18 protein-coding genes are annotated in these 25,161 nt (G+C 37.0%); 5 read left to right on the top strand and 13 right to left on the bottom strand.

Annotated elements, in window-relative coordinates; genetic code table 11:
- Positions 1-18: 18 nt before the first annotated feature.
- From AAA923_RS09850 to AAA923_RS09840, 3 genes are all read right to left on the bottom strand, one after another.
- Positions 19-1,746, bottom strand: coding sequence for an SLAP domain-containing protein (locus AAA923_RS09850; protein WP_338216740.1), 1,728 nt, complete (start codon positions 1,744-1,746; stop codon positions 19-21).
- A 158-nt stretch (positions 1,747-1,904) separates the two neighbouring features.
- On the bottom strand, positions 1,905-3,395 hold the full coding sequence (locus AAA923_RS09845) for an ATP-binding protein (protein ID WP_338216738.1): 1,491 nt from the start codon (positions 3,393-3,395) through the stop codon (positions 1,905-1,907).
- Positions 3,395-4,144 carry a winged helix-turn-helix domain-containing protein gene (locus AAA923_RS09840; RefSeq protein WP_338216736.1) on the bottom strand — a complete coding sequence of 250 codons (750 nt, stop codon included), beginning with the start codon at positions 4,142-4,144 and terminating at the stop codon, positions 3,395-3,397. Before AAA923_RS09840 ends, AAA923_RS09845 begins: the two co-directional genes overlap by 1 nt.
- Positions 4,145-4,242: 98 nt before the next feature.
- Between AAA923_RS09840 and AAA923_RS09835 the strand changes: the two genes are divergently transcribed.
- Positions 4,243-5,019: a Cof-type HAD-IIB family hydrolase gene (locus AAA923_RS09835; RefSeq protein ID WP_338216734.1), complete on the top strand. Its 777-nt coding sequence runs from the start codon at positions 4,243-4,245 to the stop codon at positions 5,017-5,019.
- Between the two features lie 48 nt (positions 5,020-5,067).
- Here AAA923_RS09835 and AAA923_RS09830 read toward each other — a convergent pair whose 3' ends face one another.
- The 4 genes from AAA923_RS09830 to AAA923_RS09815 all read right to left on the bottom strand — a co-directional run bounded on the left by AAA923_RS09830 (position 5,068) and on the right by AAA923_RS09815 (position 8,734).
- Entirely contained in the window at positions 5,068-6,027 is a 960-nt protein-coding gene (locus tag AAA923_RS09830) for a 2-hydroxyacid dehydrogenase family protein (protein WP_338216732.1), read from the bottom strand.
- Between the two features lie 201 nt (positions 6,028-6,228).
- Positions 6,229-6,690 carry a DUF8821 family protein gene (locus AAA923_RS09825; RefSeq protein ID WP_338216731.1) on the bottom strand — a complete coding sequence of 154 codons (462 nt, stop codon included), beginning with the start codon at positions 6,688-6,690 and terminating at the stop codon, positions 6,229-6,231.
- A 226-nt stretch (positions 6,691-6,916) separates the two neighbouring features.
- Entirely contained in the window at positions 6,917-7,912 is a 996-nt protein-coding gene (locus tag AAA923_RS09820) for a zinc-binding alcohol dehydrogenase family protein (protein ID WP_338216729.1), read from the bottom strand.
- Positions 7,913-7,981: 69 nt separating this feature from the next.
- Entirely contained in the window at positions 7,982-8,734 is a 753-nt protein-coding gene (locus AAA923_RS09815; protein ID WP_338216727.1) for a MurR/RpiR family transcriptional regulator, read from the bottom strand.
- Between the two features lie 169 nt (positions 8,735-8,903).
- On the opposite strand from AAA923_RS09815, the gene AAA923_RS09810 reads away from it, so the two are divergent.
- Both AAA923_RS09810 and AAA923_RS09805 read left to right on the top strand, forming a co-directional pair.
- A complete protein-coding gene (locus AAA923_RS09810; RefSeq protein ID WP_338216724.1) occupies positions 8,904-10,754 on the top strand; it encodes a glucose PTS transporter subunit IIA in 1,851 nt (616 codons plus the stop codon).
- Positions 10,755-10,773: 19 nt separating this feature from the next.
- Entirely contained in the window at positions 10,774-12,243 is a 1,470-nt protein-coding gene (locus tag AAA923_RS09805) for a glycoside hydrolase family 1 protein (RefSeq protein WP_338216722.1), read from the top strand.
- Positions 12,244-12,406: 163 nt separating this feature from the next.
- On the opposite strand, the gene AAA923_RS09800 is transcribed toward AAA923_RS09805, so the two are convergent.
- Positions 12,407-13,081, bottom strand: coding sequence for an RlpA-like double-psi beta-barrel domain-containing protein (locus AAA923_RS09800; protein WP_338216720.1), 675 nt, complete (start codon positions 13,079-13,081; stop codon positions 12,407-12,409).
- 316 nt (positions 13,082-13,397) lie between these two features.
- Here AAA923_RS09800 and AAA923_RS09795 point away from each other — a divergent pair, with 316 nt between their 5' ends.
- Positions 13,398-13,946 (top strand): NADPH-dependent FMN reductase, encoded by a 549-nt coding sequence (locus AAA923_RS09795; RefSeq protein WP_338216718.1) that lies wholly within the window; start codon positions 13,398-13,400, stop codon positions 13,944-13,946.
- 99 nt (positions 13,947-14,045) lie between these two features.
- Here the strand turns inward: AAA923_RS09795 and AAA923_RS09790 are convergent, their stop codons facing one another.
- Positions 14,046-16,715 carry a polysaccharide lyase 8 family protein gene (locus AAA923_RS09790; protein WP_338216716.1) on the bottom strand — a complete coding sequence of 890 codons (2,670 nt, stop codon included), beginning with the start codon at positions 16,713-16,715 and terminating at the stop codon, positions 14,046-14,048.
- A 714-nt stretch (positions 16,716-17,429) separates the two neighbouring features.
- Entirely contained in the window at positions 17,430-20,060 is a 2,631-nt protein-coding gene (locus AAA923_RS09785; RefSeq protein WP_338216714.1) for a glycoside hydrolase family 3 protein, read from the bottom strand.
- 1,179 nt (positions 20,061-21,239) lie between these two features.
- On the opposite strand from AAA923_RS09785, the gene coaBC reads away from it, so the two are divergent.
- Positions 21,240-22,430 (top strand): bifunctional phosphopantothenoylcysteine decarboxylase/phosphopantothenate--cysteine ligase CoaBC, encoded by a 1,191-nt coding sequence (gene coaBC, locus AAA923_RS09780; RefSeq protein WP_338216711.1) that lies wholly within the window; start codon positions 21,240-21,242, stop codon positions 22,428-22,430.
- Positions 22,431-22,597: 167 nt separating this feature from the next.
- Here coaBC and lpdD read toward each other — a convergent pair whose 3' ends face one another.
- Genes lpdD through AAA923_RS09765 form a run of 3 tightly spaced genes read right to left on the bottom strand, consistent with a single transcriptional unit; the run spans position 22,598 to position 25,062 of the window.
- Complete coding sequence (lpdD, locus tag AAA923_RS09775) at positions 22,598-23,005, bottom strand: prenylated flavin chaperone LpdD (protein ID WP_338216709.1); 408 nt, start codon at positions 23,003-23,005, stop codon at positions 22,598-22,600.
- The gene (locus AAA923_RS09770) at positions 23,005-23,568 is read right to left on the bottom strand and encodes a UbiX family flavin prenyltransferase (RefSeq protein WP_338216799.1); all 564 of its coding nucleotides are present in this window, start codon (positions 23,566-23,568) and stop codon (positions 23,005-23,007) included. Before AAA923_RS09770 ends, lpdD begins: the two co-directional genes overlap by 1 nt.
- A gap of 21 nt (positions 23,569-23,589) precedes the next feature.
- Positions 23,590-25,062: a UbiD family decarboxylase gene (locus tag AAA923_RS09765; protein WP_338216707.1), complete on the bottom strand. Its 1,473-nt coding sequence runs from the start codon at positions 25,060-25,062 to the stop codon at positions 23,590-23,592.
- Positions 25,063-25,161: the final 99 nt, after the last annotated feature.

The following is a 25,161-nucleotide window of genomic DNA, read 5'->3' as shown; positions in this document are numbered from 1 at the left end:
TCTTCCCTTGAGAATCAACTAAGTAGACGATTGAATTTGGTTTAACGCAGTATAAACGTAAACATCACTGGCTTTAACGTATTCACCTGTCGAAACTCGATAATATTGTGTACCGTTTAAGGTATATTCTTGATCACTGAACCAAGCAGAATCTTTGTCTAAAACTCTATCTGTAACCAACTTACCTTTTTCATCATAGATGTTGACCAATTTTGTAGCCGTAGAAATAGTTTGGTTTACATCTTTGCTAGAACTGCTTTGATTATTGTTCTCGTTGTTATTATGATTGCCATTATTGTGATTACCGTTGCTGCTACCACCACTATTGCCATTATCACCGCCAGAACTTGTCTTGGTGTAAACGGCATCTACTGTTATTGGATTTTCTGAGGAATTATCACCAAAAACTTTGTTCTGATCAAGTCTAAGTTGAGTATTAATTGCGGTTGATAAAATTGAATTTAAATTCTTTTCTGGTGGCTCAATAGGATTAGGGTTAATAACTGATGGTTTCTGATCTTCAAATGATGCTACATAATCATTAAATGACTTTGCCTCATCATTGCCAACTTTAATTGTGGACTTGTCCAAATCAAGCACACCATTTGATGGGTTCGAAATATCACTATATTTATATCTGGTATCATTTTTCTGAATATCAAACGATGCATCTTTTGGCTTATCAGTTCCAACTGTTTGCGTAACCTTAATCTGAACTGGCGACACCTTTTTAACATAGGCTTTGACAATATAACCACCATTGCCATCTGGCTCAATTTGGCCTGTCTTTAAATTTTCAATTGAATTTCCTGCATATCCTGGTTGTAATTGATTTATTTGAGCCAACGTATAATTTGTTAAATCAATATTCTGATTTTGTGATACTAGTAATACATGTTGAACTTCATCATACGTAAACAACACTTCTCCAGAATCATTATCAATATATTGGATTTTAAAATTGGTGTTTTCTGTCGGATCATTGGGAACCCAAGTTGTTTGTGTTCTATCAGTATTTCCAGTCGAATATCTCTCCATTAACAATTCTGTCGATAGATAATTCTTCGCATCACTAGAGTCCTTCCATCCACTGGCAGTAAAGTAAGTACCACCATCACTATAAGTAAATGGATCACTAGAAAGATTGGCTTTGTTAATAACTGAATTTTTTCCAAGTGTTATTGATGACAAATTTGTATTTTGAAGCATATTTGTCGTTGTTTTTGCCGAGGACATGTCAATTTCTGATAAATCAATTGATTCCAGACTAGTATCGTCATAAAACATATATGAAAAGTCTGTTGTATCTGAAGTATCCAATAAACTCAATCCGGAAATTTTTTGTAACTTACTTAAACCTGAAAAAAGATATTGTGCTACACCACTAGCCTTAACATCACCAACAATAACCACTGAAGTTATTTTGTTTGCATATGGCATCCAGCCATTATTACCTGTACCAGTGGTTTTGCCTAATTTTTCAACAGTCTTACCATCAGGATTTCCAAGCCTTAATTGCAAATTATTGGTATCCTCGTTTGTTGTGTAAACGGCCCAAGAAATACTTCCATATCCATCTGGTTCTCCTGAAGCAATCGGGGTATCATCCTTAAGCTGCACAGCACTAACCGTACCTTGCTCACCGCCACTATCAGCCTTAACCACATTACTATTAACACCAAATAAAATTGCACTACTTAAAACTGCAACACACGACATAGTTACTTTATCCAACTTCAATTTCATAATCCATTCCTCCTGATTTTTGAACATGAGAATCTGAAAAACAAAAAAAGAGCCCTTAAAATAAAGACTCTCAGATTGAAGACAAACTAATTTGTCTAGCATGATTCAATTTTAGTTTAACCTGAGTTTTATGTAAGCCTTTACAGCTACATTCTAACTCATTTCTCCTCGTTTGGCTTGTGTTCATATCCTTCATCAAACAAAGTAATTATGAAAGTCGTACCCTCATTGAGTTTACTCTTAACTTCAATTTCACCGCCATGATTTTCGACCAGTTGGTGAACAATCGATAAACCTAATCCAGACTCACCATACTTACGATTCTTACGTGATGGATCAGCTTTGTAATAACGATCCCAGATATTTTTAACTTGATCTTCTGACATCCCGATACCAGTATCTGACACGGTAAAGACGGAAGCGTGGCGCTCTTCATTACGAATACCACTGATAAATATCTTGCCATCATTAGTAAACTGAATGGCATTTTGCATAACGTTAAAAATAACTTGAACAAAACGGTCATAGTCAGCGTATGTCTGCAATGCACCATCATATGGTTTAAGAATCAGCTCATCGCCAGAAGTCTTAGCCTTTTTATCCAATTGTGAAGTAATATCTTGCAATGGTTTATTAGCATCAAAAATACGTTTAGCCATCGTAATTTGGTTAGTTCTGATTTTTTCGTAATCCAAATTTTCATTAACCAAGCGAATCAAACGTTTCGTTTCATTACGCATCAATTGAATACTTTGACCTTTGGACTCTTCAGGAATAGCATCATATGCCAGCCCTTCCAAAAGTCCATTAATAGTCGTCAAAGGCGTTCTCATTTCGTGAGATGCATCAGCCATAAATTCCTTACGACGTTGCTCCTGACGCTTAATTTCAGTATCTGAAGCCTCCAGTGACTTGACCATTTGGTTAAAGTCATCAGCCAAGTCATCCAATTCATCTCGACCTTTACTTTCAATCTGAACGGAGAAGTCGTTATTGGCAACTCTCTTAGTGGCTCCACGTAAACGGTTAATTCGGTTAACTTGATACCTTGAAAGCAAGAAACTCAAAATAATCGCTGCTAACAAGGAAATCAACAAGGCAAAATACAATCGACGATTAATTTCACCGATATTTGTCTGCAATTCGGAAACATCCGAACCAGCCCAGACAGCCGCAATCAACTTACCATTTTGGAACCACGGCGTCAGAACGTAAACATAACTCCGATTATCGTCCTTTCGCAGTCGGGGATTACCCTCAGTATTCTGTGGCTTTTGAATATTTCGAATCGTCTTACCTTGCTTCAATTTGTTCCAGTAAGATTGCTTCAAATGCAACTTAACGTTAGTTGGTGGCGTTGGATAAACTTGATTATTGTTATAATCAAAAATCGCAAATTGAACATTTCTTTCGGAAAGGACTTGCTCAACCGTTCGAATATTGTCGCCTGTAATATTATGAATTTGCCCAGTTTTGGGATCGGTTTTTAATGCAATTTTCTCGAGATTTCCAGCATAACTTTCCAAACTTTTGTATGTCCGGTTGTACTCCCAACTAGTTGAAGCACTAGTTACGGAATAAAGAATAATCCCAAGCGTTGTTAAAATAACAATCAAAAAACTCAGCATGTTTTGATAAATTAATTTCATTATGCCTTAGTCTTTGCTCCTGAATCATCAAATTTATAGCCAACGCCCCAAACAGTTTCAATAACTTGTGGGCCAACTTTTTCCATCTTTTGACGTAATTTCTTAATGTGGGCATCGACAGTTCTTTCTTCACCAAAGTAGTCGTAATCCCAAACCTGCTCAAGCAATTGTTCACGAGAGAAAACTTGCTTAGGTTTACTTGCCAAAGTCTTCAATAAATCGAATTCCTTCGGTGTTAAATCAGGGATTTCTTTATCATCTAAATAAGCTTCACGAGTGTTGGAATTCAACTTGAAAAAGCCAGTATTGATATCGAAACCATCATCAGCTTCTTCAACTTCAGCGTTGACTGGTGTGCTTTCAGCTAGTTTTTCAGCTAAATTTTCATCACGTCTGTGAATGGCTTTCATTCTGGCAATCAAAGTAATCGGACTGAATGGTTTAGTAACGTAATCGTCAGCACCAAATTCTAGTCCCAATACTTGGTCACTCTCAGTATCACGAGCTGTTAACATAATAATAGGAACAGTTTTAGAAACCTTACGAATCTCTTTGGCAACTTCCATCCCGTCTTTACCAGGAAGATTAAGGTCTAGCGTGATCATATCCCATTTATCGGGGTCCTCATTGAACATGTCGACCGCTTCATTGCCATCATAAGCAAAACTTGCTTCCCACTTCTCTTTTTGGAAAAACATCCCCATCATTTCAGAGACAGATTTATTATCCTCAATCATTAAAATTTTCATAAAAATCACTCCGTATTTTTCAAAATTAGACTATCTCATTACAGAAAAAATTGTTACCATATTGCTAGTATACAAAATAAATTTAAGTTGGTGATCTTTTGCAAAAAAATTATCGCGGAACCGTCTTTTTTGATCTTGACGGAACCCTTTTGAATGCCCAATCTCAAGTTGATGACTCAGTAGCTACTGCCGTCCATCAAGTTGAAGAGAACAACTATCTACCAGTTATCTGCACTGGTCGCTCACCAATTGAAATTGAAGCGGCTACGAGTGCGACCGGTATTGATACCTATGTTACTTTAAATGGCGCATTTGTCCAATCACAGGATAAAATTATTTATCACAATGATATTAAACCAGAACTAATTAAAGATGTAATCGATACGGCTCACAAAACTGGTGACACCGTATATATGCATACGCCTGACAAGACTTTTTTGAGTGGTGAAACCCCATATATCAAAGAATTCTTCCATAAATTACGACTAGATGTACCAAAAATTGACGCTGACTTTTACAAAAAAGATGCCATTCAAATGTTTGTCATCTTAACAGCTGATGACGGTACACGCTATCAAAAGAAGTATCCTGAATTACAGTTTTACAATACTGGCTATTTCTCAATCGATACCGTCGCTAAAGGTGTTTCCAAGATGAGCGGTATCAAAGAAGTACTCAAAGCCTTTGATTTAACCGATAAACCCGTTTACGCATTCGGCGATGGAACTAACGATTTACCAATGATTGAATTTGCCGATTACAGTGTTGCCATGGGTAATGGTATAGATGCAGTCAAAGAGGCCGCAACTTATGTTACCACTGAAAACGTCAACGGTGGTATCGTTAACGGTCTAAAACATTTCAATTTAATTTAACTCAAAAAACGTAACCTTTAGTCGATAATGACTTCAGATTACGTTTTTTTAATTGATTACATATAGTGGTTCTTTATTTTCATTGGCTAAAACAACATTGTTAGCAACAATATCAGCCATCGCATCACGTGCTTCAACTGTGGCATTACCGATATGTGGTGTCAAAATCACGTTGTCTAATTGCTTGAATCCATCAGCTACCTGCGGTTCATTTTCATAAACATCTAAGGCAGCTCCGGCTAATTCATGGTTTTGTAAAGCCGTTAACAATGCCGCCTCATCAAGCACTGGTCCACGAGAAGCATTGATCAAGTAGGCTGAATTTTTCATTTGTTTAAATTGTTCAGCTCCTAAAATATGCTTGGTTTGTGGTGTTAATGGCGCATGCAATGTTAAGACATCACTATTGGCAATCAACTCATCCATTGAGACAAACTTAGCATTTAACTTTTGTTCAATTTCAGGGGCTAATTGATGACGTTGAGTATAGATGATTCTCATGTCAAAGGCAGCCATTCTCTTCGCAACTGCTTGACCAATCTGTCCCATGCCAAAGATTCCTAGGGTTTTACCAGCCAATTCATGACCCAAGAAGAACAGTGGAGCCCAGCCAGCAAAGCCCTTCGTACGCATTAATTTGTCTCCTTCAACTACTCGATGAGCTAAAGAAATAATTAATGCAGTCGTCACTTCAGCCGTCGAAGTTGTGGAAACCTTGGGCGTGTTAGTAACAGGAATATTTTTCTGACGTGCATATTTAACATCGATATTATTGAAACCAGCTCCAAAATTAGCAATCAGTTTCAATTGTGGGTCAGCATCAATAACATCTTGATCCACTTGAGTGGATAGCGGTGTAATCAAGTAATCCTTGCCAACAATTCGCTTCAATAATTCATCCTTAGTTATCAAAGCATCGCCAGTATAACTTTCCACATTTAGTCCTGCTTTTTGCAGGATTTCTAAAGCGGCTTGTGGAATCGCTGCTGTAATGAGAACATTTGCCATTAGTTTTTTCTCCCTTATTCGTTGTCAGATATTTTTTAGTTGCCTATTTTCATTTCTATTTCAGACTCTTAATAGTCTAATTTCTTATCTGTATAATTAATAACCTTTTGAGACACATTAGCATCATATTCCAAAGCATTTGACTAGCAACTTCACTTGCACTTTGTTTGAACTAATTTTGCATTTCTGATTCAGACCACATTAGTAATTACCCTTAATCTTGAAATAACTACCCCGAATAATTCCTGCCAAACTTGAACGTTGACGGGCAAACTTGAATTTGCCATTAAATTCTTCAGGAACTTCGATTCCCTCTGCTAATTTAAAACCAACTGCCCGTTTACCAGTGGAATCTAAACTATATAAAATATTAACTACTAGTCCATTATCATAAAACACATATGACCAACGCGTATCCTCAACAACAAAGTCACTCACTTCTAGCGCTTTATACGGAAATACCATGTCACGTTCCTTTAAAATCTCTTCAATTCGATTCAAAATTTTTGGATTCTCATCTGCTGGAATGGTTACAAATTCATGCTGATATTTATTATTAAAATAACGTGCTTCATTAGCTCTAAGACCTGCAAGATTTTCAGCAACCGGAGAACTCTCCAAGCCAATTGTCTCTACCCGTTTAAAATTAACTTTATATGCCATATTTTTCCTCGATAATTATTAATTATTTGTCAATTAACATTATACTCAAGTTATGTTATTGAAAGATTTTATTACCATTACAAAAATTGATTTACTGCTATTAAAAATTTAATGCTCTAAAAAGTATCAAAAGAGTAAATTTAAATTATTGAATTAAAAAAATCATAGAGCATTAGATTACAATCCAATAGCTTCTATGATTTTTTAATGTCTCCATTTTAATCAACTACGCTTTAATAACAACCTTACCCATCATATGACCAGCTTCGACTAATTCAGTAGCTGCCTTGATATTTTCCAAATTAAAACCATTAAAGACCTTAGTAACAGTGGATTTAATCATCCCACTATCCAAACCATCAGCTAATTTTTCCAAATAAGCTCCTTGATCTGACATGGAATCCAACTTGAACTTAGCCTTAGTAAACATCCATTCCCAGGCAAAGTTAACTGACTTCGACTTCAAATCGCCAATCTGTGATTCACGTAAATTGGTAATTGTTGCAAAAGTTCCAAAAGGCTTGATCAATTCAACAACTTCATTCCAATGTGGATCATTATCACTCAAGCCGATAATGTAATCGACATTTTCAATCCCCAAGTCATGTACTTGTTTGATTAAATCTTGATGATGATTGACCACTAAGTCTGCTCCAAGGTCTTTGACCCACTGGACTTTCTCTGGTGTTGAAGCTGTAGCAATTACCTTTAAACCGGCTAAATGAGCCAATTGAGTAGCAATTGAACCAACACCACCGGCACCATTGATAATCAAAATAGTTTTATCACGGTTATCAGCAGCTGGATTAATCTTTAATTTTTCAAAAAGCAATTCACTAGCTGTCAAAGTTACCAATGGCATAGCAACACTCTTTTCAATTGAAGTCTCTTTTGGTGCATGGGCAACAATCCGCTCATCAATAATTTCATACTCTTGATTTGAACCATCCCTCGTATAATCACCGGCAAAGAAGACTTTCTCACCTACTTTGAAATTCTTAACTTCAGAACCGACAGCGTCAACAACTCCATAGCCGTCATAGCCTAAAATCTTCGGACTGTCCAGTTCCCCAGCGACATTCTTTCTAGTAGCAATATCGACTGGATTGACTGAAACAGCTTCAATTTTGACCAGCAAGTCACGTCCAGTAGGTGTTTCCTTAACTTTATCAAATTCAACAAAACTATCTATTTTATTATCAGTTACACCAAATGCTCTCATTTATCTGACCTTCTTTTCACGTTATATCCATCTTACAATAAAAGTTTAATTGATAAAATTTTTATCCCTTTAGTTCTTGCCATAAATTAGATTCAACAATAATTCAACAAACACCATTGGAATAGACTGGGTATCGACAACCGATTTGCTAGAAAATGTTCGTTCCGGCAACACAATTGTATGTGGAAAATCAGCTGCTAATTCCGCTTTAGGATTCATTGTGATCAAGAAAGAATTTTTCGGCATACTAGTGGCCAAATCAGCTAAATAATTCTTGAAATTGTGTTTATTACCATCAATTGAGAATAACACTACGGTCGAGTCATCATTAACTGGTCGTGTAATATGTTCGGAAATCATATAATCATCGGCAAACATCGAAGCATGTCCCAAATCATTTAATCCCAAATACAATTCTCTGGCTGGCAAAGATGAATAAAAGATTCCCAAAATATAATTTAAATTATCATTCGTTAAGGCATCAACCAATTCATTCATACTTTTAGAGTCAATATCCCTCATTTGATTGATACTCTTCATATAACCATCGACCAAATTATCAATTAAACTGTTGGGTTTTACTTCCTTCTTCTGCTCGTGAATAAAATTCACCATTTCAAAACGGAAATCTTTATAGCCATTAAATCCTAATGTCTGACAAAACCTCAGTACTGCTGAAGTTGATGTACCAGCTTCAGTAGCTAATTTGGTAATTGTAATAACTTCAACTCGCTCGGGTGTTTTGATTATATATTCAGCAACTTTTAATTCAGATTTAGAAAAATCATCATAGTGGTTTTTAATACTTTCTATTATATTCATCGGTATACTCCAATATTTGCTTTTGAATTCAGGATATGCGTATTTGACAAAATTGTCAAAGTATTTTGATAATTCATTGACAGCGTTTTCACATGGTGCTATTATTCAGTTGTGATAAATTTGTCAGATAAATATGACAATATTTTCAATAATTAAAAGAGGTGCCAACATGGATTACAAAAAATTGGCTGCTGACATTGTAAAAAATGTCGGTGGTGTTGATAATATTAAAATCGTAAATCACTGTATGACACGTTTAAGATTCAGTTTGGTTGATGTTTCTAAAGCTGACAAAAAGGCTTTGGAAGATCTCAATGGAGTCTTGGGTGTCGTTTATGCAGGTGAACAATACATGGTCGTTTTGGGTCAAAACCTGATTCCTACTTATGAGGCTGTGGTTAAAGATTTCAATGTTTCCGCTGGTAAGAACATCGACGAAAATCTTGATAACTTAGACCAGAAGAAAGAACCATTAACTTGGAAAAACGTTGGAACAAAGGTAATCGGTTTTATATCTGCTTCCGTTACGCCATTACTTCCCGGACTAATTGCCGGTGGTATGTTAAAAGTTGCTTTATTATTAATTGTCTCATTCATAAATCCACATTACGCTACTGCAACTTCATACCTACTATTATCAGCAATCGCTGACGCACCATTTTACTTTATGCCTATCGTTGTTGCTTATGGTGCAGCCACAAAACTTGGTGGAACTCCGGTATATGCGATGGTTGCTACTGCCGCACTACTACATGGAAATTTCACTACCTTAGTAACCGCTGGCAAAGCCGCAACCCTCTTCGGATTACCAGTTAAAATGCTCAGCTATGGAACTACTTTATTACCGGCCTTATTAATTGCTATTGTTGCTTATTACGCTGAAAAGTTTTTCAACAAAATTGTTCCAGGTATCTTCCGTTCTGTATTCGTTGGTATGGGTACAATTTTTGTCGCTGGATCATTAGGATTTCTTGTACTAGGACCTCTAGGTAACATGTTAGGTCAAGGTATTGCTTCCGCATTCATGTTCTTAAACAGTACTGTTGGACCTCTAGCTGTTGGTTTACTAGCAGCCGTACTTCCATGGATGGTTATGGCAGGTATGCATACCGCTTTGACACCTTTCATGCCTCAACTCTTATCAAATCCCGGATATGATGCTATCTTACGTCCAGCCTTTTTAATTCACAATATGGCTGAAGGTGGTGCCAACCTTGGTGTCGCCGCTAGAACAAAAAATAAAGAATTTAGAAGTGAATGTCTTTCTCTAGCAATTGGTTGTATCGTTGCCGGAGTCACCGAACCAGCTATTTACGGTGTTAACTTGAAGTATCGTCGACCAATGTACGGTGTTATGGCTGGTGGTTTCGTTGGTGGATTCATCGCTAGTTTGTTGGGTGCCAAAGCTTACGTCATGGGTTATTCAAACGTGTTAGCTTTACCAATCTTCCAAAAAACTGCTATGGCTATGGTTATTGCTATTATTGCTGCCATCGCAACTTCCGCAATCGTTACATTCATTCTCGGAATTGACGAGAAAAAAGCTCCAAAAGTTACCGAACCTGTTCAAGAAACACACGCTGACGATGAAATTGTTGCTGTCAGTGATGGTGAATTAGTAAACCTTGAAGATGTTAATGATGATGTATTTTCACAAAAAATGATGGGTGACGGTGTTGCACTCAAGCTCGACAATGATTTCATCTGTGCCCCAGCAAACGGTACACTAGAAACAGTCTTTCCTACTGGTCATGCCTTTGGACTTTTAACAAATGAAGGCGTTGAAATATTGATTCATATCGGTCTTGATACTGTTCAACTAAAAGGTGAAGGATTCGATGTTCTCGTTAAACAAGGTGAAAAAGTTCGTGCCGGACAACCTATAGTCCGTGTTGATCGTGATGCTATCGCTAAGAAAGGTTACGATTTAACAACTATGTTGATCATTACTAATGCTAATAACAAGACAATCAAATTCAAATCAAGTGGAACTGTCAAAATTGGAACAAAACTAAATTAAAATTTTAAAGGAGTAAATCATGACTAAAAAATTACCAGATGGATTCTTATGGGGCGGTGCTACCGCTGACTTTCAATATGAAGGTGGCTTTAACGAAGGCGGACGTGGAATCCTTTCCCACGATTATGAGACTGATGGTTCTCAAGACAATCCTCGTCATCACACACTAAAAACTGCCGATGGCTCAATTATCAGTCCAAAGAGTTCATTTATTTTGGCGGACGACGTTCCTGAAGATGCTCAACCAGTCTTTTTGGACGATCAATACTATCCTAGCCACAAAGCTGTCGATTTCTATCACCATTACAAAGAAGACATCAAACTAATGGCCGGCATGGGATTCAATATTTTCCGTTTCTCAGTTTGCTGGAGTCGGATTTTCCCAAATGGCGAAGAAGAACAACCAAACGCTGAGGGTCTAAAATTTTACGATGACGTTATCAATGAAATGGCTAAATATAATATGGAACCTCTCATCACTATTTGCCACGATGAAATGCCCATGAATTTAGCTCTCAAGTACAATGGTTGGACTTCAAGGAAAGTTATCGACGCCTACGTTAAATACGCTAAGACCCTCTTTGAGCACTTTGGTGACCGTTGTCGTTACTGGTTAACATTTAATGAAATCAATGCTGTTCGTGGATTCGGACCTACAGGTGTTAGAAAAGCTACTGGACAGGACCGTTATCAAGCTGCTCACAACATGTTTGTTGCTTCAGCAAAGACAGTTCAACTAGGCCACAAACTAGTTCCTGGCAGCCAATTTGGAACCATGTATGCCATGAGTGAAGTTTACCCTGCTACATGTAAGCCAGAAGACATGTTCCATCACCTTCAAGAACACCGTGAAAACTGGTATTTCATCGACATCATGGGCCGTGGCTACTATCCTAGTTATTCCAGAGAACTTTGGAACCGTCACGATGTTAAAGATATCAAGATGGATCCTGAAGATAAAGAAACCTTGATGAAAGGTCAACTAGATTTCATCGCCTTTAGTTATTACCGTTCAAACACAACTAAAGCTGGCGATGACTGGTTCAACGTCGGTGGCAATAAGAACCCTTATTTGAAAGAAACACCATGGGGCTGGCCAGTTGACCCATTAGGTTTGCGCTATTGTATGAACGAAATTTACGACCGCATTCAAAAGCCATTATTCATCGTTGAAAATGGTATGGGTGCTATTGATAAAGCTGACAAGAATGATTACGTTGAAGATGACTATCGAATCGACTACTTACAAGATCACCTTTCAGCAATGGCCGATGCAATCAATATCGACAAGGTGCCATGTTTAGGCTATACAATGTGGGCTCCAATCGATTTGGTCTCACTATCAACTGGTGAAATGAAGAAACGTTATGGCTTCGTATATGTTGATATGGATGACAAAGGCAATGGCTCATTGAAACGTACACCAAAGAAATCTTATAATTGGATGAAACACATCATTGAAACTAATGGTGCTGCATTAAAGGATTAGATCAAAAGGGACCTCCAAATTTGGAAGTCCCTTTTATTTTTGTCCAAACAAAAAATCGTCACGTAATTCACTCATTAACAACGAGCAATCTAAGTAACGATTAATATTATCTACCAGATTTAAAAAAGTGATTCTAACTTTCGGGTGCCATATTTCAATACTTTTAGCCGATAATTTCGACTGTAGCACTAGTGATTCCATAAGAAGGAATCATGCTATTTGGCATAGCCATATCAATTTGGTATGGATTGTCATAGGCGAATGTACCCGTATCATTAACGGTACGATAGTAGACATCCCCTTGAGCTGTGGTAATCTTCAAGCGTGACCAACGTGGGATAACGCTCAAATTTGTAGCAACTCCTGAATAACCCATATCTGATCCTAAAACAGCTGGATCATAAAAACTAATTTTAAATGTACCAACATTTCTACCTGTTGATTGCATTTCTACTGGTGGCTCTGCAGCCGCTTGTGTGATAGCTTGTTGTGATTCTTCGATTTGTTCTGGTTGTGAAGTTTGGACTGGTGCATGGTCAACAACTTGGTCATCATTTGACTCTGTTGTGACGTCCCCCATATTTGGATCCTTTTCACTATGTCTAATACCAGGCATAAATTCCTTATTGTCTGATAATGATACTTTTTTGTTTAGTGTATTAGCATCATCATTAACTGCTTGTTTTGTCTCCAAGTTAGTCAATGTTTTTTGAAAATCTGTTGTATTACTTACTTGGCTTGATGATGAATCTGAGGCGTAGGCAACTGTATATCCCATTCCCCCCGTGATGATCAAACTGATAATAAGTAGTGCATCTAATTTAATTTGCTTTAGCAACTAATCTCTCCCCGGTTGTATGTTTACCAGATGAAACTATACAAGACAAATATAACAAACAGATTACAGGAACAATAAGAAAATTCATTCGAGCGAAGTTTCTGTAACGTTCCTGTAATAAGTGTCAAAAAACTGCAAATATATTATTAGTAATTAAACAAAGTCAAATATTTTACCATATTGTGATACTTTTATCAATATTTTTGTAACCGATTTCGTAAAAATAAAAAAAATATTTGTTTGCGAGAACAAATATTTGTTGAATAAATTTTTTTGTGCTAATTTAGAAATATCGAAAGTGATGGAGGTATTTTATATGTCAAAGAAAATTGCTGTAATTGTAGGTAGTTTGCGTGAGGGTTCATTCTCAAAACAAATTGCTAAGAACATGATGAAATTGTTCCCTAGTGACTACGAACCAGAATTTGTAGAATTTGGAAACTTGCCACTATATAACGAGGATATTGATACACCTGAAAAAGTCCCTGCAGAATACACAGAATTCAGAAATAAGATCAAGGATGCTGCTGGTGTGCTATTCGTAACACCTGAATACAACCGTTCAATCCCTGGTGGTTTGAAGAACGCCATTGATGTTGGTTCACGTCCTTACGGTGCAAATGCTTGGGAAAAGAAACCTGCTGCAGTAGTCAGCGTTTCACCTGGTGCAATTAGTGGATTTGGTGCTAACCATGCCCTACGTCAATCATTAGTATTCTTGGATATGCCTACATTGCAACAACCAGAAGCATATATTGGTAATGTTACAAAGATTCTTGATGACAACGGCAATGTTGCTGAAGGAACAGTTGGCTTCCTACAAAGTATCGTCGATGCTTATGTTGATTTGTTAAATAGATATTAAATATTAAATGAAAAATCCAGATAATCTTGAGAACTTTAATGTCCTCTCTGATTATCTGGATTTTTTCTTCTATATAAGAGATATGTTAAGAATTCAAATCTACTTAACTAATGACAAGAAATATGTTGCGCCATTGTGTCCATTAGTTAATAAACCGACATTCCAATATCCATCGACTAACTTAACTTGCAAATTCTTATCGACATTTAAAATTTTATAGCCATTATCTTTAATTTTAAAAGTTGTTTCGGCTCCGATATTTTGACTTGGATCAGAAATACCGAATAATTTTTGATTACCATTATCAATTTTTGTAACTGAAATAGGATTGCTGAATTCCATATCATCAACTTTATTATCACTAGCATTGAAAACATTAACACCCGTAGTTGCACCATTCTTAACGATTTGAGCATCTGCGGTATTTTTAATAATCTTAGGTGCTGTAATATTGTTGAATTCAGTCAAACTTACATTAGGATAAATTACGTAATTATAAGTATCATTCGCCTGAACATGATTCTTATAAATTTCTAAGTATGTTCTGATATATTCTGTTTTACTTTCAGCTGTATTAATTTCTGACCAAGCACCCTGACGCTCAATCAAGCCTAAATTAAGGTTCTGAGGTGTGATGAATTTATAACCAATTGATTCGTCTGGTTTATCAGATTGTAAGTATATAGAAGAAACATTCTCCAACTGTTGAGGGTCGTTCAATTTTGGTTCATAAACTGAACCGTTAACATAAATTGTATAATTCGAACTATCTTCCAATTTGCGGTTATCAATCACGGTTAAAGCCTTGTTTTTTGAAGTATTGTTAATCGCGCTTCCCAATGCAGCAACGCCGTTATTCATCAAGAACCATGATTTATGTGCTGTTAAGTCCCCATCATTATTGATGAAATCCATTGCGATGGAACCAACATTACCGATTGAACCGATATTTCCAAAAACAGAACCACCGACAAAATTCTTTGTTGATGCCTTAGCACCGGCAGCATTCTTTTGAACAGCATCAGTTTCTGTTGTACCAGGTAATTTGTATGGATCAACTGTTGCCCAGTAGTTGTCGTTATATTGATTTAAATCATTATTGTAGACGAACAACATCCCATCACCCGTATACCAACCGTGCAAATTCTCATTGTTCAATGATTCATAACGTTTGATTCGACTAGAAGACATATTGATACCGACCGCAAAATTCTTAGCACCATTCTTCAATAAAACTTTATCCATTGTCGCAAAAATATAAAGATTAGTATCTTGTAAATCAGTGGCTTTAATCGAATCATCATTCATAATCTTGGAAATCAAATCAACATCACGATAACTCGTTAATTGTTTAATATAGTTCTCGTAATTATTGCCATAGCTCAACCAATACTTGATTAAACTTTGGAATTTGGCTCTCTCGGGTGCTGGATATGTACTAATGACACGAGTAATCGATCTAATCAAATCCGCTCCAGAGTCATTCGATTGGAAATATGCACGTGAAATTGCTCGACCACGAACCATATCCATGGAATTACCTTTATAAACAAATGGTGAAAATCCCTTCTCGACCCAAAACTTAATTGAGTTCATTGAAGCATCGCTCAAATCATATGGCGTACCTTGAATTACTGGCAATAATTGGGAAACACCATCAATCAAAACGTTACCATATGAAGCATTGTAACCAACATTTTCATGCTGAATAAATGAACCATCACGATAGAATCCTTCACCATCGTCGACAAGTGGAAAGACTTTTTCCAATGCTTTGATAGCTTTTTTCAAACCAGTTTCATCTTTTTCAATCAAAGCTTGGATAATTTTAACTTTGGCAATATCAACTTGATTAGCACCAGTTGCTTCAGCTTTAGATTGAGGATAAACGCTGCCTCGGAAATAATCAGGGTCCGGAACGAAGAACGTAATTGCATCCATCGACTTTTGAATTTGTTTTTTCGTCAAATGTGGTTGCATAACTGTGGCAATATTATTGACGAAAAGTGGCGTTCCAATTTCCCAGTCCCACCAATTACCATAGGCTTTAATGTTTTGATTGTATTTATTAGCATTCAACCAATTAAAACCATCAACAACATCTTTAATCATTTGTGGGTCATTGTAATATTTCGAACCTGGGTTGGCTGTGGCAATAGCTAATGATTCCAAATTACGATAATCCGTCGTGATGTGAGCTGAAGTTGTTAATTCTTCAATTCCATTCCAAAGATTTTTACGTTCATCACTCTTATCCATCGAGTTCCAAAGTTGCGTAACATTTTTATCTTTTTGCGAACCCATCTGAGTCATTTCTTGATTGGAATTGTCATAATAACTGTCACCAACGACAACATCTTTCCAAGATTGTAACATTTGATCATAGTTATCTTTATCTGTTGTATCTGTCTTAGGAGTAACCGCTTTAGCTGCAGTCACAGCAACATCACTTTTTACTTGGGGTGTTGTGGCAGTAGTACTTGTGGCAGTGATATTTTCTTTTTGAGGAACTGATTTATTTTGAATTAATGCATTATAAGTAGTAGTTGGTTGCTCATTTTTTAAGGCATTGTTAACATCTGCCATTGTATTTTGGTTTGTGGTAGTTTTTGAATCATTAGAAATATTATTCTCTGTAACAGAATCGCTTTGAATATTTTCTGTCTTATTGTTATCCCCATTATCAGTTGTTGCGGCATCTACATTGTTAGCCTGCAAAGCTAGGACCGACAATGTGGCACTAATAAAAATCATATATCTCGTTTTCATAAATAGAATCTCCTTCTTATCCTATTAAAACTATCCGAATGTAATTTTTAAGCCAATTAGTTCCCTCTTTATCAAAATAATTACTTATCCCCTTATAAATATCACCATCCCTATTGGTTTTATGAGAATCGTTGAACAAATACAATCAATTATCTGATAATTTTTGATTTAATAATATAATTATTTTATTTAAGTTATACTAATAATTCGATGATTTGTTCATTTAAAAGCACTATCAATTCTCATTTACTTTTATAATATATCTCAATGAAAGCGTTCTTACAATCGATATGAAAAAGTGCATTAAACAAAAAAATAGGAGTCACAATTTTAATTAATTGTGACTCCTATTGAATTATTTATATTTAAAAATGTGTGGTGCTAGTTAAGTATGCCGTCTCCGGAGCTGAGAAATATTCTCAAGCTGTGCGGAACGGCCCGAGCCAAGGTGCGGTCTCGAACCTCGGTTTGAAGCCTCGACACAGTTCGTCAAGTCTCCAAACACGTCCGGTGATATAAGTACGGAAGATTTCTTCCGTACTTATATCACTACCACGGCACACAAATATTTCCCAGCTCCTCCGACTAGTTAATCGTTATTAGTTGAATGTAATAGTATTTAAGTGGTTTTGGAATACAAAATATTTGTAGTAGATTATCAACCGGCATCATGAGCATTTAAACATTTAAAATATAATGAAATCTTTAATCAGTTTAGAATTTCAGTTTTAATACCATCTTCAAAACGTTAATAGCTGACTTCTGCAAGTCTCCAAGATACATGTCATTGTTGTCTTTCCATTTACCAGTCAACAAAATATGGTTATCATCAACAATCTGAGCTTCACCACTGTAAACCCAATCTTTGATGCGGTCTCTCAATCTAGAATCACTATCAACTCTGACTTTAACAATTACCTCACCGTCTGAATCAATGTTAAAGTCATTCCACATCTCAGTTTCAACGAACTTTTTCCTCAATAAATCATAGTCTTTTTTAATCTCGATTTTACCTTGTGAATCAAACTCTGGACCAAAATCACTAACTGCACTCATCAACTCTGATTTCGAATTTCCAGGCATAATCAAATCATTTCCGGAATGCATGCTCTGCTTTGGATCAGCAGCACTGAACCAATCGGTCATGACCGTTCCTTGGAAATGCCATTCATCGCGTAAAACGTTCGTCAACAGTTCAAAATTGGCAGCTGAGAATACGCCATTAACGCGGTTATATGATGACATAATTGCCATTGGTTGACCAAAATTGACAGCAATTTCAAAATTACGTAAATAAATTTCACGTAATGCCTGTTCACCGATAATACTATTACCCAAATTACGGAAACTTTCTTGATTATTACCAAAGAAATGTTTGAGTGTCACACCGAGTTTATCATGTGCTTGAACACCCTTAGTTTCAAAAGCCGCCATCGTTCCAGATAGGTATGGATCTTCAGCGAAGTATTCAAAATTACGACCACCAAGTGGATTACGATGAATATTCATTCCTGGAGCCAACCAGAGGTCGACACCAAATTCTTTCATTTCAGTTCCGACCCCAAAGCCAACTTTTTCCAACAAGTCCTTATTCCAAGTTTGTGCTAGAGCTGTTCCAATTGGCCAAGCTGTGGCATAGTGTGTGATTGTCTGTTGATTTCGTTCGAATACGGGATCAACTCGAATACCAGCGGGACCATCAGCCATGACAACTGACGGAATCTTCCTGTTAGTATCAGTCCCTGTTTGTCCGGCAGCACCTGGCACGATATCAGAAGAAATACCGACCATACTATTCTTACCACTCGACATCTGACCTTCAACTAAGTTAACTAGTTCTGACTCGGACAAACTAGCGATAAATTCAGCCAATTCGACATCTCCATCAGCGACATCTTGCAATGACTTACCTTCAGCGTTACGAACATGTTCGATGACTTGATCTAATCCTTTACCTGGCAAATCTTCACGTTCAGCCACAAACGTTGTTACATCAGAATTTTCTTGATATTGGACAAAGTCTGGTTCGTTGAAATTGACAGCTTTCAAAATAAAGAATGGCACACCACTAACTTGTTTCAAAGCCACTTTAGCTTTCAACAAAGTAGTTGGATCAATTCTTGGTTTTAGAACATTCTCAACTTTCTTCAAAACTACCTTTTCATCTAATTTGAAACTGGCAACAACATCAGTTTGTCTAGAACTGCTACCGACACGAACAAGATAGGTTCCGGGAACTAAGACGTAGGCACCCAACTCAGTGTCGAAAACGCTCAGGTCATTGATTGGAACTTCAAATTCTAATGTCTGTTGTGCGTGTGGACGTAAATTAGTCGTCTTGCTATATTCAACCAAATCTTGATATGGCACTGAAATCTCAGTTTGAGGTTTAGAAACATAGACTTGGACTGTTTCCTGACCAGAAAAACTTTCAGTCGTGTTCTCAACATTTACTTGCAGACGAATCCGCTTTTCATTGACGTTAACTTTTTGTGTTTTGATAAAAAAGTCAGCGTAACTTTGACCATAACCGAATTCAAACCTAGGCTTGATATCAAAGCTGTCGAAATAACGATAGCCAACAAAAATGCCTTCAATATATTCAGGATTTGCCATCCCAAAATTTTCAGAAGTTGGATAGTCGTGATAAGAATAAGCCCACGTATCAGTCAATTTACCAGATGGACTCTTCGTGCCATCCAAAATATCAGCGACAGCTTTTCCAGTCATCATCCCTAGTTGGGAAATTAAGACGACACTATCGAGCGTTGGACATTCATCGATAAAACTCGTATCCATCACACCGCCAACATTCAACAAGACAATACTGTGATTGTAATATGTACTCATCGCCTTGATATTGGCCAATTCATTATCAGTTAAACGAAAGTCACCTTTATGATTACGACGGTCATAATTTTCACCTGAACTACGAGAAATTACGTAAATACCAGTCGTTGCATCATCAAATTCAGCAATTTCTGGATCTTTAAAATTAAATGCTGGTGCCAATAATGACATCGGATCATCTTTTAATTTATCTTCATAAATACTCTGTTCTTTTTGATAATAACGTTGCAAACGAATCAACCAAGACTTCGAAACAATGTTAAAACCATTGTCTTCCAAACCTTGCATGATATTGATAACATTACGTTGATTGACATCGCCAGAACCAGTGCCACCCTTGACTGTCGCGAAAGCACCATGACCATAAAGTGCAACAGTCTTATTTCTCAGAGGTAATGTTTTATTTTTATTTTGAAGTAAAACGATAGCTTCTTCAGCAGCCGTTTTAGCTAATTCTTGATTTTCAAATTCACGTTGCGAAATATCGCTTTCCATCTAATCACTCCTTTGGTGGAAATGTAATTACCGCGTTGTGTTTTTCATATGCCGTTTCCAGAGCTGAGAGTATTCATCTGCTGCGCGGTACGATCCGAGCCAAAGTACGGTCTCGAACCTCGGTTGAAGCCTTTCCACAGACCGGAAAGTCTCCAACACGCCCGGTGGTGTAAGAGCTAAAGCTCTAACGCCACTTTCGCGGCATATGAATACTCTCAGCTCTTCCAACTAATTTATTTTTGAATTATTTAAATAAATCTATATCCAATTCAATATTCTCTGGCTCTGAATATGGCACACTTAACTAACACCACACGTTTATTACCTTAATTTTACACTTTTGAGCATAAAAAAAGTGATTGCACGGTTATAGTTTTTGCACAATCACTTATTTTTTATAAATATATTTTCGTAAAACAAATTTATGGATTATAAATAAAATAATCAATAAAATTATCCCAATAATTATTTCACTAAGGATGAAATTCAATCCTAATGCTTGAAAAGTATCTAGAATAGGATTATTAAATACGGAAATTAATAATAGGTAGAGAATTATATCTGCTGTATAAATATTCATGGATTACCTCCTAATGCTGATAAATGAATAGTATCATATAATTATAGATTTGCCGCCTCCGGTTTTCAGCAATGTAGTTCTGCTATGGGGACCGGTCCGAGCCAAAGTACGGTCTCGAACCTCGCTTTTGAACTTCGCAAAAACCGCGAATTTCAAAACTCGCCCCGTGGTGTAATGGCTAAAGCCATAACGCCACCTCCATTGCAGACTACATTGCTGAAAACCTACGGCTAGAGTTATTTTTCTTTATTTTTATAATGCAATTATTAAGTTACTAATTACAATCACTAGAACTAGATTCATCATTATTATATTTTAGCTATTATTCGAACGAATATATCAAGAAACATTTGTAGACAACTAAAATGAGGCTGCCATCAAAGAGTACATTAGCCGAAGGCTGACAGTAATTTTACCAGCAGTGGAGGTGGCGTTAGAACAGCGATTTTCTGTTCTTACACCACGGGACGACTTTTGAGACGTGATTTTCGGCTCAAAAGAGAGGTTCGAGACCGCACTTTGGCTCGGACCGGTCCCCACAGCGGTAAAAATCACTGTCAACCTTTGGCGGATTAACACAAAAATTTTGAGGTGAAAAAATGCTTAAAGATAAACACATTGCTATATACGTTACTGGCGGAATTGCTGCCTATAAAACTTTGAATATTGTACGTAGTTTGATTAAAGAGGAAGCTCAAGTGCAAGTTATTATGACGGATGCTGCCCAAAAATTCGTTACGCCACTAACTTTCGCCACACTTAGCCAACGACCTGTTATTACTGACAATTTTACACCACAAACTAGTCCTGACGACTTTATTCCCCATATTCAACTAGCACTTTGGACTGACTTGGCTGTTGTTGTTCCCGCCACTGCTAATATTATTGGAAAGATGGCTAATGGTTTATCTGATGACATTGTTTCAACAAGTTTGTTGGCAACTGTTGCTCCGAAGTTAGTCTTCCCTGCTATGAATACTGACATGTATAACAATCCAGCTGTGCAAAATAATTTGAACACGTTGAAACAAATGGGCGTGCAAATTGTTGAACCTGCAACTGGATTCTTGGCTGAAGGGATGACAGGTAAAGGTCGTTTGCCTGAACTTCCAACAATTATGGAAGCTATTGAACGTAATTTTCAACCTCATCCATTAATTGGTAAAAAAGTTATCGTCACAGCCGGCGGTACTAAAGAAGCTATTGATCCGGTTCGTTATATCGGTAATCGTTCATCTGGAAAAATGGGCTTGGCTATGGCTAAAGTTGCTCGAGACCTAGGGGCTGACGTTACATTAATTACAACTGTTGACACTACTCTCGGTGGGATTAATATTATCAAGGTTCAAACAGCTGCCGAATTGATGACTCAACTTCAAAGTATTTTCCCTGAAAGTGATGTCTTAGTTATGGCCGCTGCCGTGGCAGATTTCAAGCCAATCAACGTAGCTGATCAAAAGATCAAAAAGAATGACGATGAAAATATTTTCACCATCAAATTAACTAAAAATCCAGATATTCTCAAAACTGTTGCAGCTACTAAAACAAACCAATTTGTCGTTGGTTTTGCAGCTGAAACTCAACATCTTTTAGAGAATGCTGAGAAAAAACTCGCAAGTAAAAACGCTGATGTAATTCTTGCCAACAATGTTGCTCAAAGTGATGCTGGCTTTGGTGTTGATACCAACCGCATTACCCTTTTACAAAAGAATCAGCAACCAGAAACTTGGCCAATGATGTCGAAAGTAGATGTTGCTAAAAAGTTCTGGGACTTTTATTTGAACAGATAAATCAAAAAGGGGCTATGACATAACTGTTTTTATCTTAAATATGCAGCATAAACGTGCAACAAAACATAGCTTTTTCCGCTTAAAACAAATAGAGCAGTAATCCAAAATCGGATTACTGCTCTATTTGCCTTAATGCTCGAAAGCTGACCATGTTTTGTCACACTCTCTTATTGTGGATTTTCATCATTACTATAATAAACTGGTTCAAGACTATTGAAATCAGTCTTTCCTAACCAATCCTTAATTTGTCCACCCAAATTTTTTGACATAATTGCTGAAACCATAATCTGTTTCTTAGAAATATGATTAACGTGAACACCAGCAGTTATCGTACAACTGCCAGGTAAATCAGGTTGAATAATTTTACCAATTCGAGTAGCTAAAACATCATCTTTATGTAATCGACCGTCATGACTAGGATAACGAATAGTTTCCAAATCAGTTGTTTTAGTTAACGTTGTTACTGTTCCAATGTGTGGTGTATCGCCACCGGTAACCTTTATCAACAAGTCTTTCCCGATAACTTCCACGTTAGCTTTCATCGTATAATTTTCTTGTGTAATTGAGAATTCCATTAAATACCCTCCCAACGACCACTGATATCATTTTCGATACCTAATGCATCCAATTCTTTCATTGTTTGATGATCCACTAAATCTTGAATCGTCTGTGGTTGATTGTAAAATGCTGGAATTGGCGGAATCATTTGGACACCCATTTTCGACAACTTGGTCATATTTTCCAAATGAATCGTATTCAACGGCGTCTCTCGAGGTACAATAATGAGCTTTCGCTGTTCCTTTAGAGTTACATCGGCAGCGCGAGAAATCAGATTATCACCGATACCAACGGCAATGCTGGCAACTGTTTTCATACTGGCGGGTACAATAATCATCCCGTCGGTCAAAAATGAACCACTGGCAATTGTTGCGCCTAAATCGCTATCACTATAAAAATAATCAGCCAACCTTTTAACTTCAGCCAATGACATATCAGTTTCCAACTGTAAATTTTTCTTAGCCCAAACACTGAAAACAACATGTGTTTCAACATTTTCCATTGATTGCAATTTCTTCATCAAATCGAGTGCATAAATCGTACCCGAAGCGCCAGTAACACCAATAATAATCTTTCTCATTCGCGACATATCAATACTTCCTTACTCTAAATATTTTTGCCAATCTTTTACTTCTTTAAATTTAGCCCGTTCAAACTGAGCTTTCATATCAAACGGAACCGTACCATCAAGAATCGTTTTGGAACTCATTCCCCGAACTCGAATTGACTTAGGGTCATATTCAGGCCGTTCTGATGGATCAAGGGGATGATTACGCATTCCCGGTAGCACCATAATATCTTTGTCACCTTGGAAACGTGTATTCAATGTCCACATCACATCGTTCATATCGAAAATATCTACATCATCATCAACCAAAATGACTGTCTTTAGCTCCTTAAAAGCTGACAATGCCAAAATTGCTGCCTGTCTTTGTAAACCTTCATCTGCTTCGTCATCCTTGTGGATTTGCATAATGGTCATCAACTTGCCACCACCAGCTGGAGGATTATAAACATTCGTTACTTTTCCTGGAATGGCCTTATCGACTAGTTCTAAAATTGAAGCTTCTGTTGGAATACCAGCCATTGAAACATGCTCCTCACTAGGTCCAATCATCGTTTGGAAAATTGGATTCTTACGGTGTGTGATAGCTTTAACTTTGACAACATTAACCGCTGGATTAGCATCGCCATCATAACCAGGAAATTCGGGCATAGCTTTACCAGTGTTAGTATTGATATCCTCTTGCATAGTTTGATTAGGCATAATTTCAGCTTCAATTACATATTCAGCACGAGCAATCGACTTTTCATCAACCGTTTTGGCAGCGACTAATTGAACTGCTTGTTGACGCAAGGCTCCGGCAACATTTAATTCATCGTAACCAAGCGGTGTTGTAGGTGGCTCGAAAGTTGCTCCAATGGTAATTGCAGGATCCAAGCCGATATTAATTGTAATTGGCATTGGCTTATTTAACTTTTCAAATTGCTTTTGGAAATTGCCAATATGACGACCACCGGGCATAATGTACATCCCTAAAGTATCTTTATCTTCCAAAACCATTCGGTGAATCGTAACATCACTCATTGTTTTATCAGGATTTGAACCGAGTACCAATCCGACGGTAATATAAGGACCAGCATCATATTCAGTATTTGTAGCCGCTGGCAAAATCTTTCTAATATCAAAATCCTTATCAGTAACTTTATGCACAATTTCTTGCACAGGCGCTTGGTCAGAATCAACTACAACTGGAGCGACCGGGTGCTCCACAGAATCCTTCAAGAAACGACCCAATGTTTTATAATCATGGTGTAAAATCATTCCAACACGTTGACGACTAGCCATTGAGCCAATATAAATCCGACTGTCAGGGAAACCTTTTATATTATTAAACATCATTGATGGACCAGCTTGTGTAGGACGTTGAACTGTACCACCAGCACCGATATAACGATAAACTCCAGATAATTCTGCATTAGGATCAACCTCAACATTAGTTTCGTGGTATTGATCCGGCTGATTCTTTAATTCATCGATAACTTTTCGTAAATCATATAGTTGTTCTGACATACAATTGCCTCGCTTTCTTAACAAGATTAATTATAGGGGCTGACTATACCTCAGAACAATTCAGGATAAAACAAAAAGCATTCCAAAATGGAATGCTTT

Source organism: Companilactobacillus muriivasis (assembly GCF_036246245.1).
GTDB lineage: Bacteria > Bacillota > Bacilli > Lactobacillales > Lactobacillaceae > Companilactobacillus > Companilactobacillus muriivasis.
This window is presented reverse-complemented; position numbering and strand designations above follow the sequence as displayed.

What these genes read in the sequence shown, in the direction of transcription:
- AAA923_RS09820 (WP_338216729.1), bottom strand. Translation starts at nt 7,912, where the DNA reads ATGAGAGCATTTGGTGTAACTGATAATAAAATAGATAGTTTTGTTGAA.
- lpdD (WP_338216709.1), bottom strand. Translation starts at nt 23,005, where the DNA reads ATGGAATTCTCAATTACACAAGAAAATTATACGATGAAAGCTAACGTG.
- AAA923_RS09845 (WP_338216738.1), bottom strand. Translation starts at nt 3,395, where the DNA reads ATGAAATTAATTTATCAAAACATGCTGAGTTTTTTGATTGTTATTTTA.
- AAA923_RS09790 (WP_338216716.1), bottom strand. Translation starts at nt 16,715, where the DNA reads ATGAAAACGAGATATATGATTTTTATTAGTGCCACATTGTCGGTCCTA.
- AAA923_RS09805 (WP_338216722.1), top strand. Translation starts at nt 10,774, where the DNA reads ATGACTAAAAAATTACCAGATGGATTCTTATGGGGCGGTGCTACCGCT.
- AAA923_RS09815 (WP_338216727.1), bottom strand. Translation starts at nt 8,734, where the DNA reads ATGAATATAATAGAAAGTATTAAAAACCACTATGATGATTTTTCTAAA.
- AAA923_RS09795 (WP_338216718.1), top strand. Translation starts at nt 13,398, where the DNA reads ATGTCAAAGAAAATTGCTGTAATTGTAGGTAGTTTGCGTGAGGGTTCA.
- AAA923_RS09830 (WP_338216732.1), bottom strand. Translation starts at nt 6,027, where the DNA reads ATGGCAAATGTTCTCATTACAGCAGCGATTCCACAAGCCGCTTTAGAA.
- AAA923_RS09765 (WP_338216707.1), bottom strand. Translation starts at nt 25,062, where the DNA reads ATGTCAGAACAACTATATGATTTACGAAAAGTTATCGATGAATTAAAG.
- AAA923_RS09810 (WP_338216724.1), top strand. Translation starts at nt 8,904, where the DNA reads ATGGATTACAAAAAATTGGCTGCTGACATTGTAAAAAATGTCGGTGGT.
- coaBC (WP_338216711.1), top strand. Translation starts at nt 21,240, where the DNA reads ATGCTTAAAGATAAACACATTGCTATATACGTTACTGGCGGAATTGCT.
- AAA923_RS09770 (WP_338216799.1), bottom strand. Translation starts at nt 23,568, where the DNA reads ATGAGAAAGATTATTATTGGTGTTACTGGCGCTTCGGGTACGATTTAT.
- AAA923_RS09850 (WP_338216740.1), bottom strand. Translation starts at nt 1,746, where the DNA reads ATGAAATTGAAGTTGGATAAAGTAACTATGTCGTGTGTTGCAGTTTTA.
- AAA923_RS09785 (WP_338216714.1), bottom strand. Translation starts at nt 20,060, where the DNA reads ATGGAAAGCGATATTTCGCAACGTGAATTTGAAAATCAAGAATTAGCT.
- AAA923_RS09825 (WP_338216731.1), bottom strand. Translation starts at nt 6,690, where the DNA reads ATGGCATATAAAGTTAATTTTAAACGGGTAGAGACAATTGGCTTGGAG.
- AAA923_RS09840 (WP_338216736.1), bottom strand. Translation starts at nt 4,144, where the DNA reads ATGAAAATTTTAATGATTGAGGATAATAAATCTGTCTCTGAAATGATG.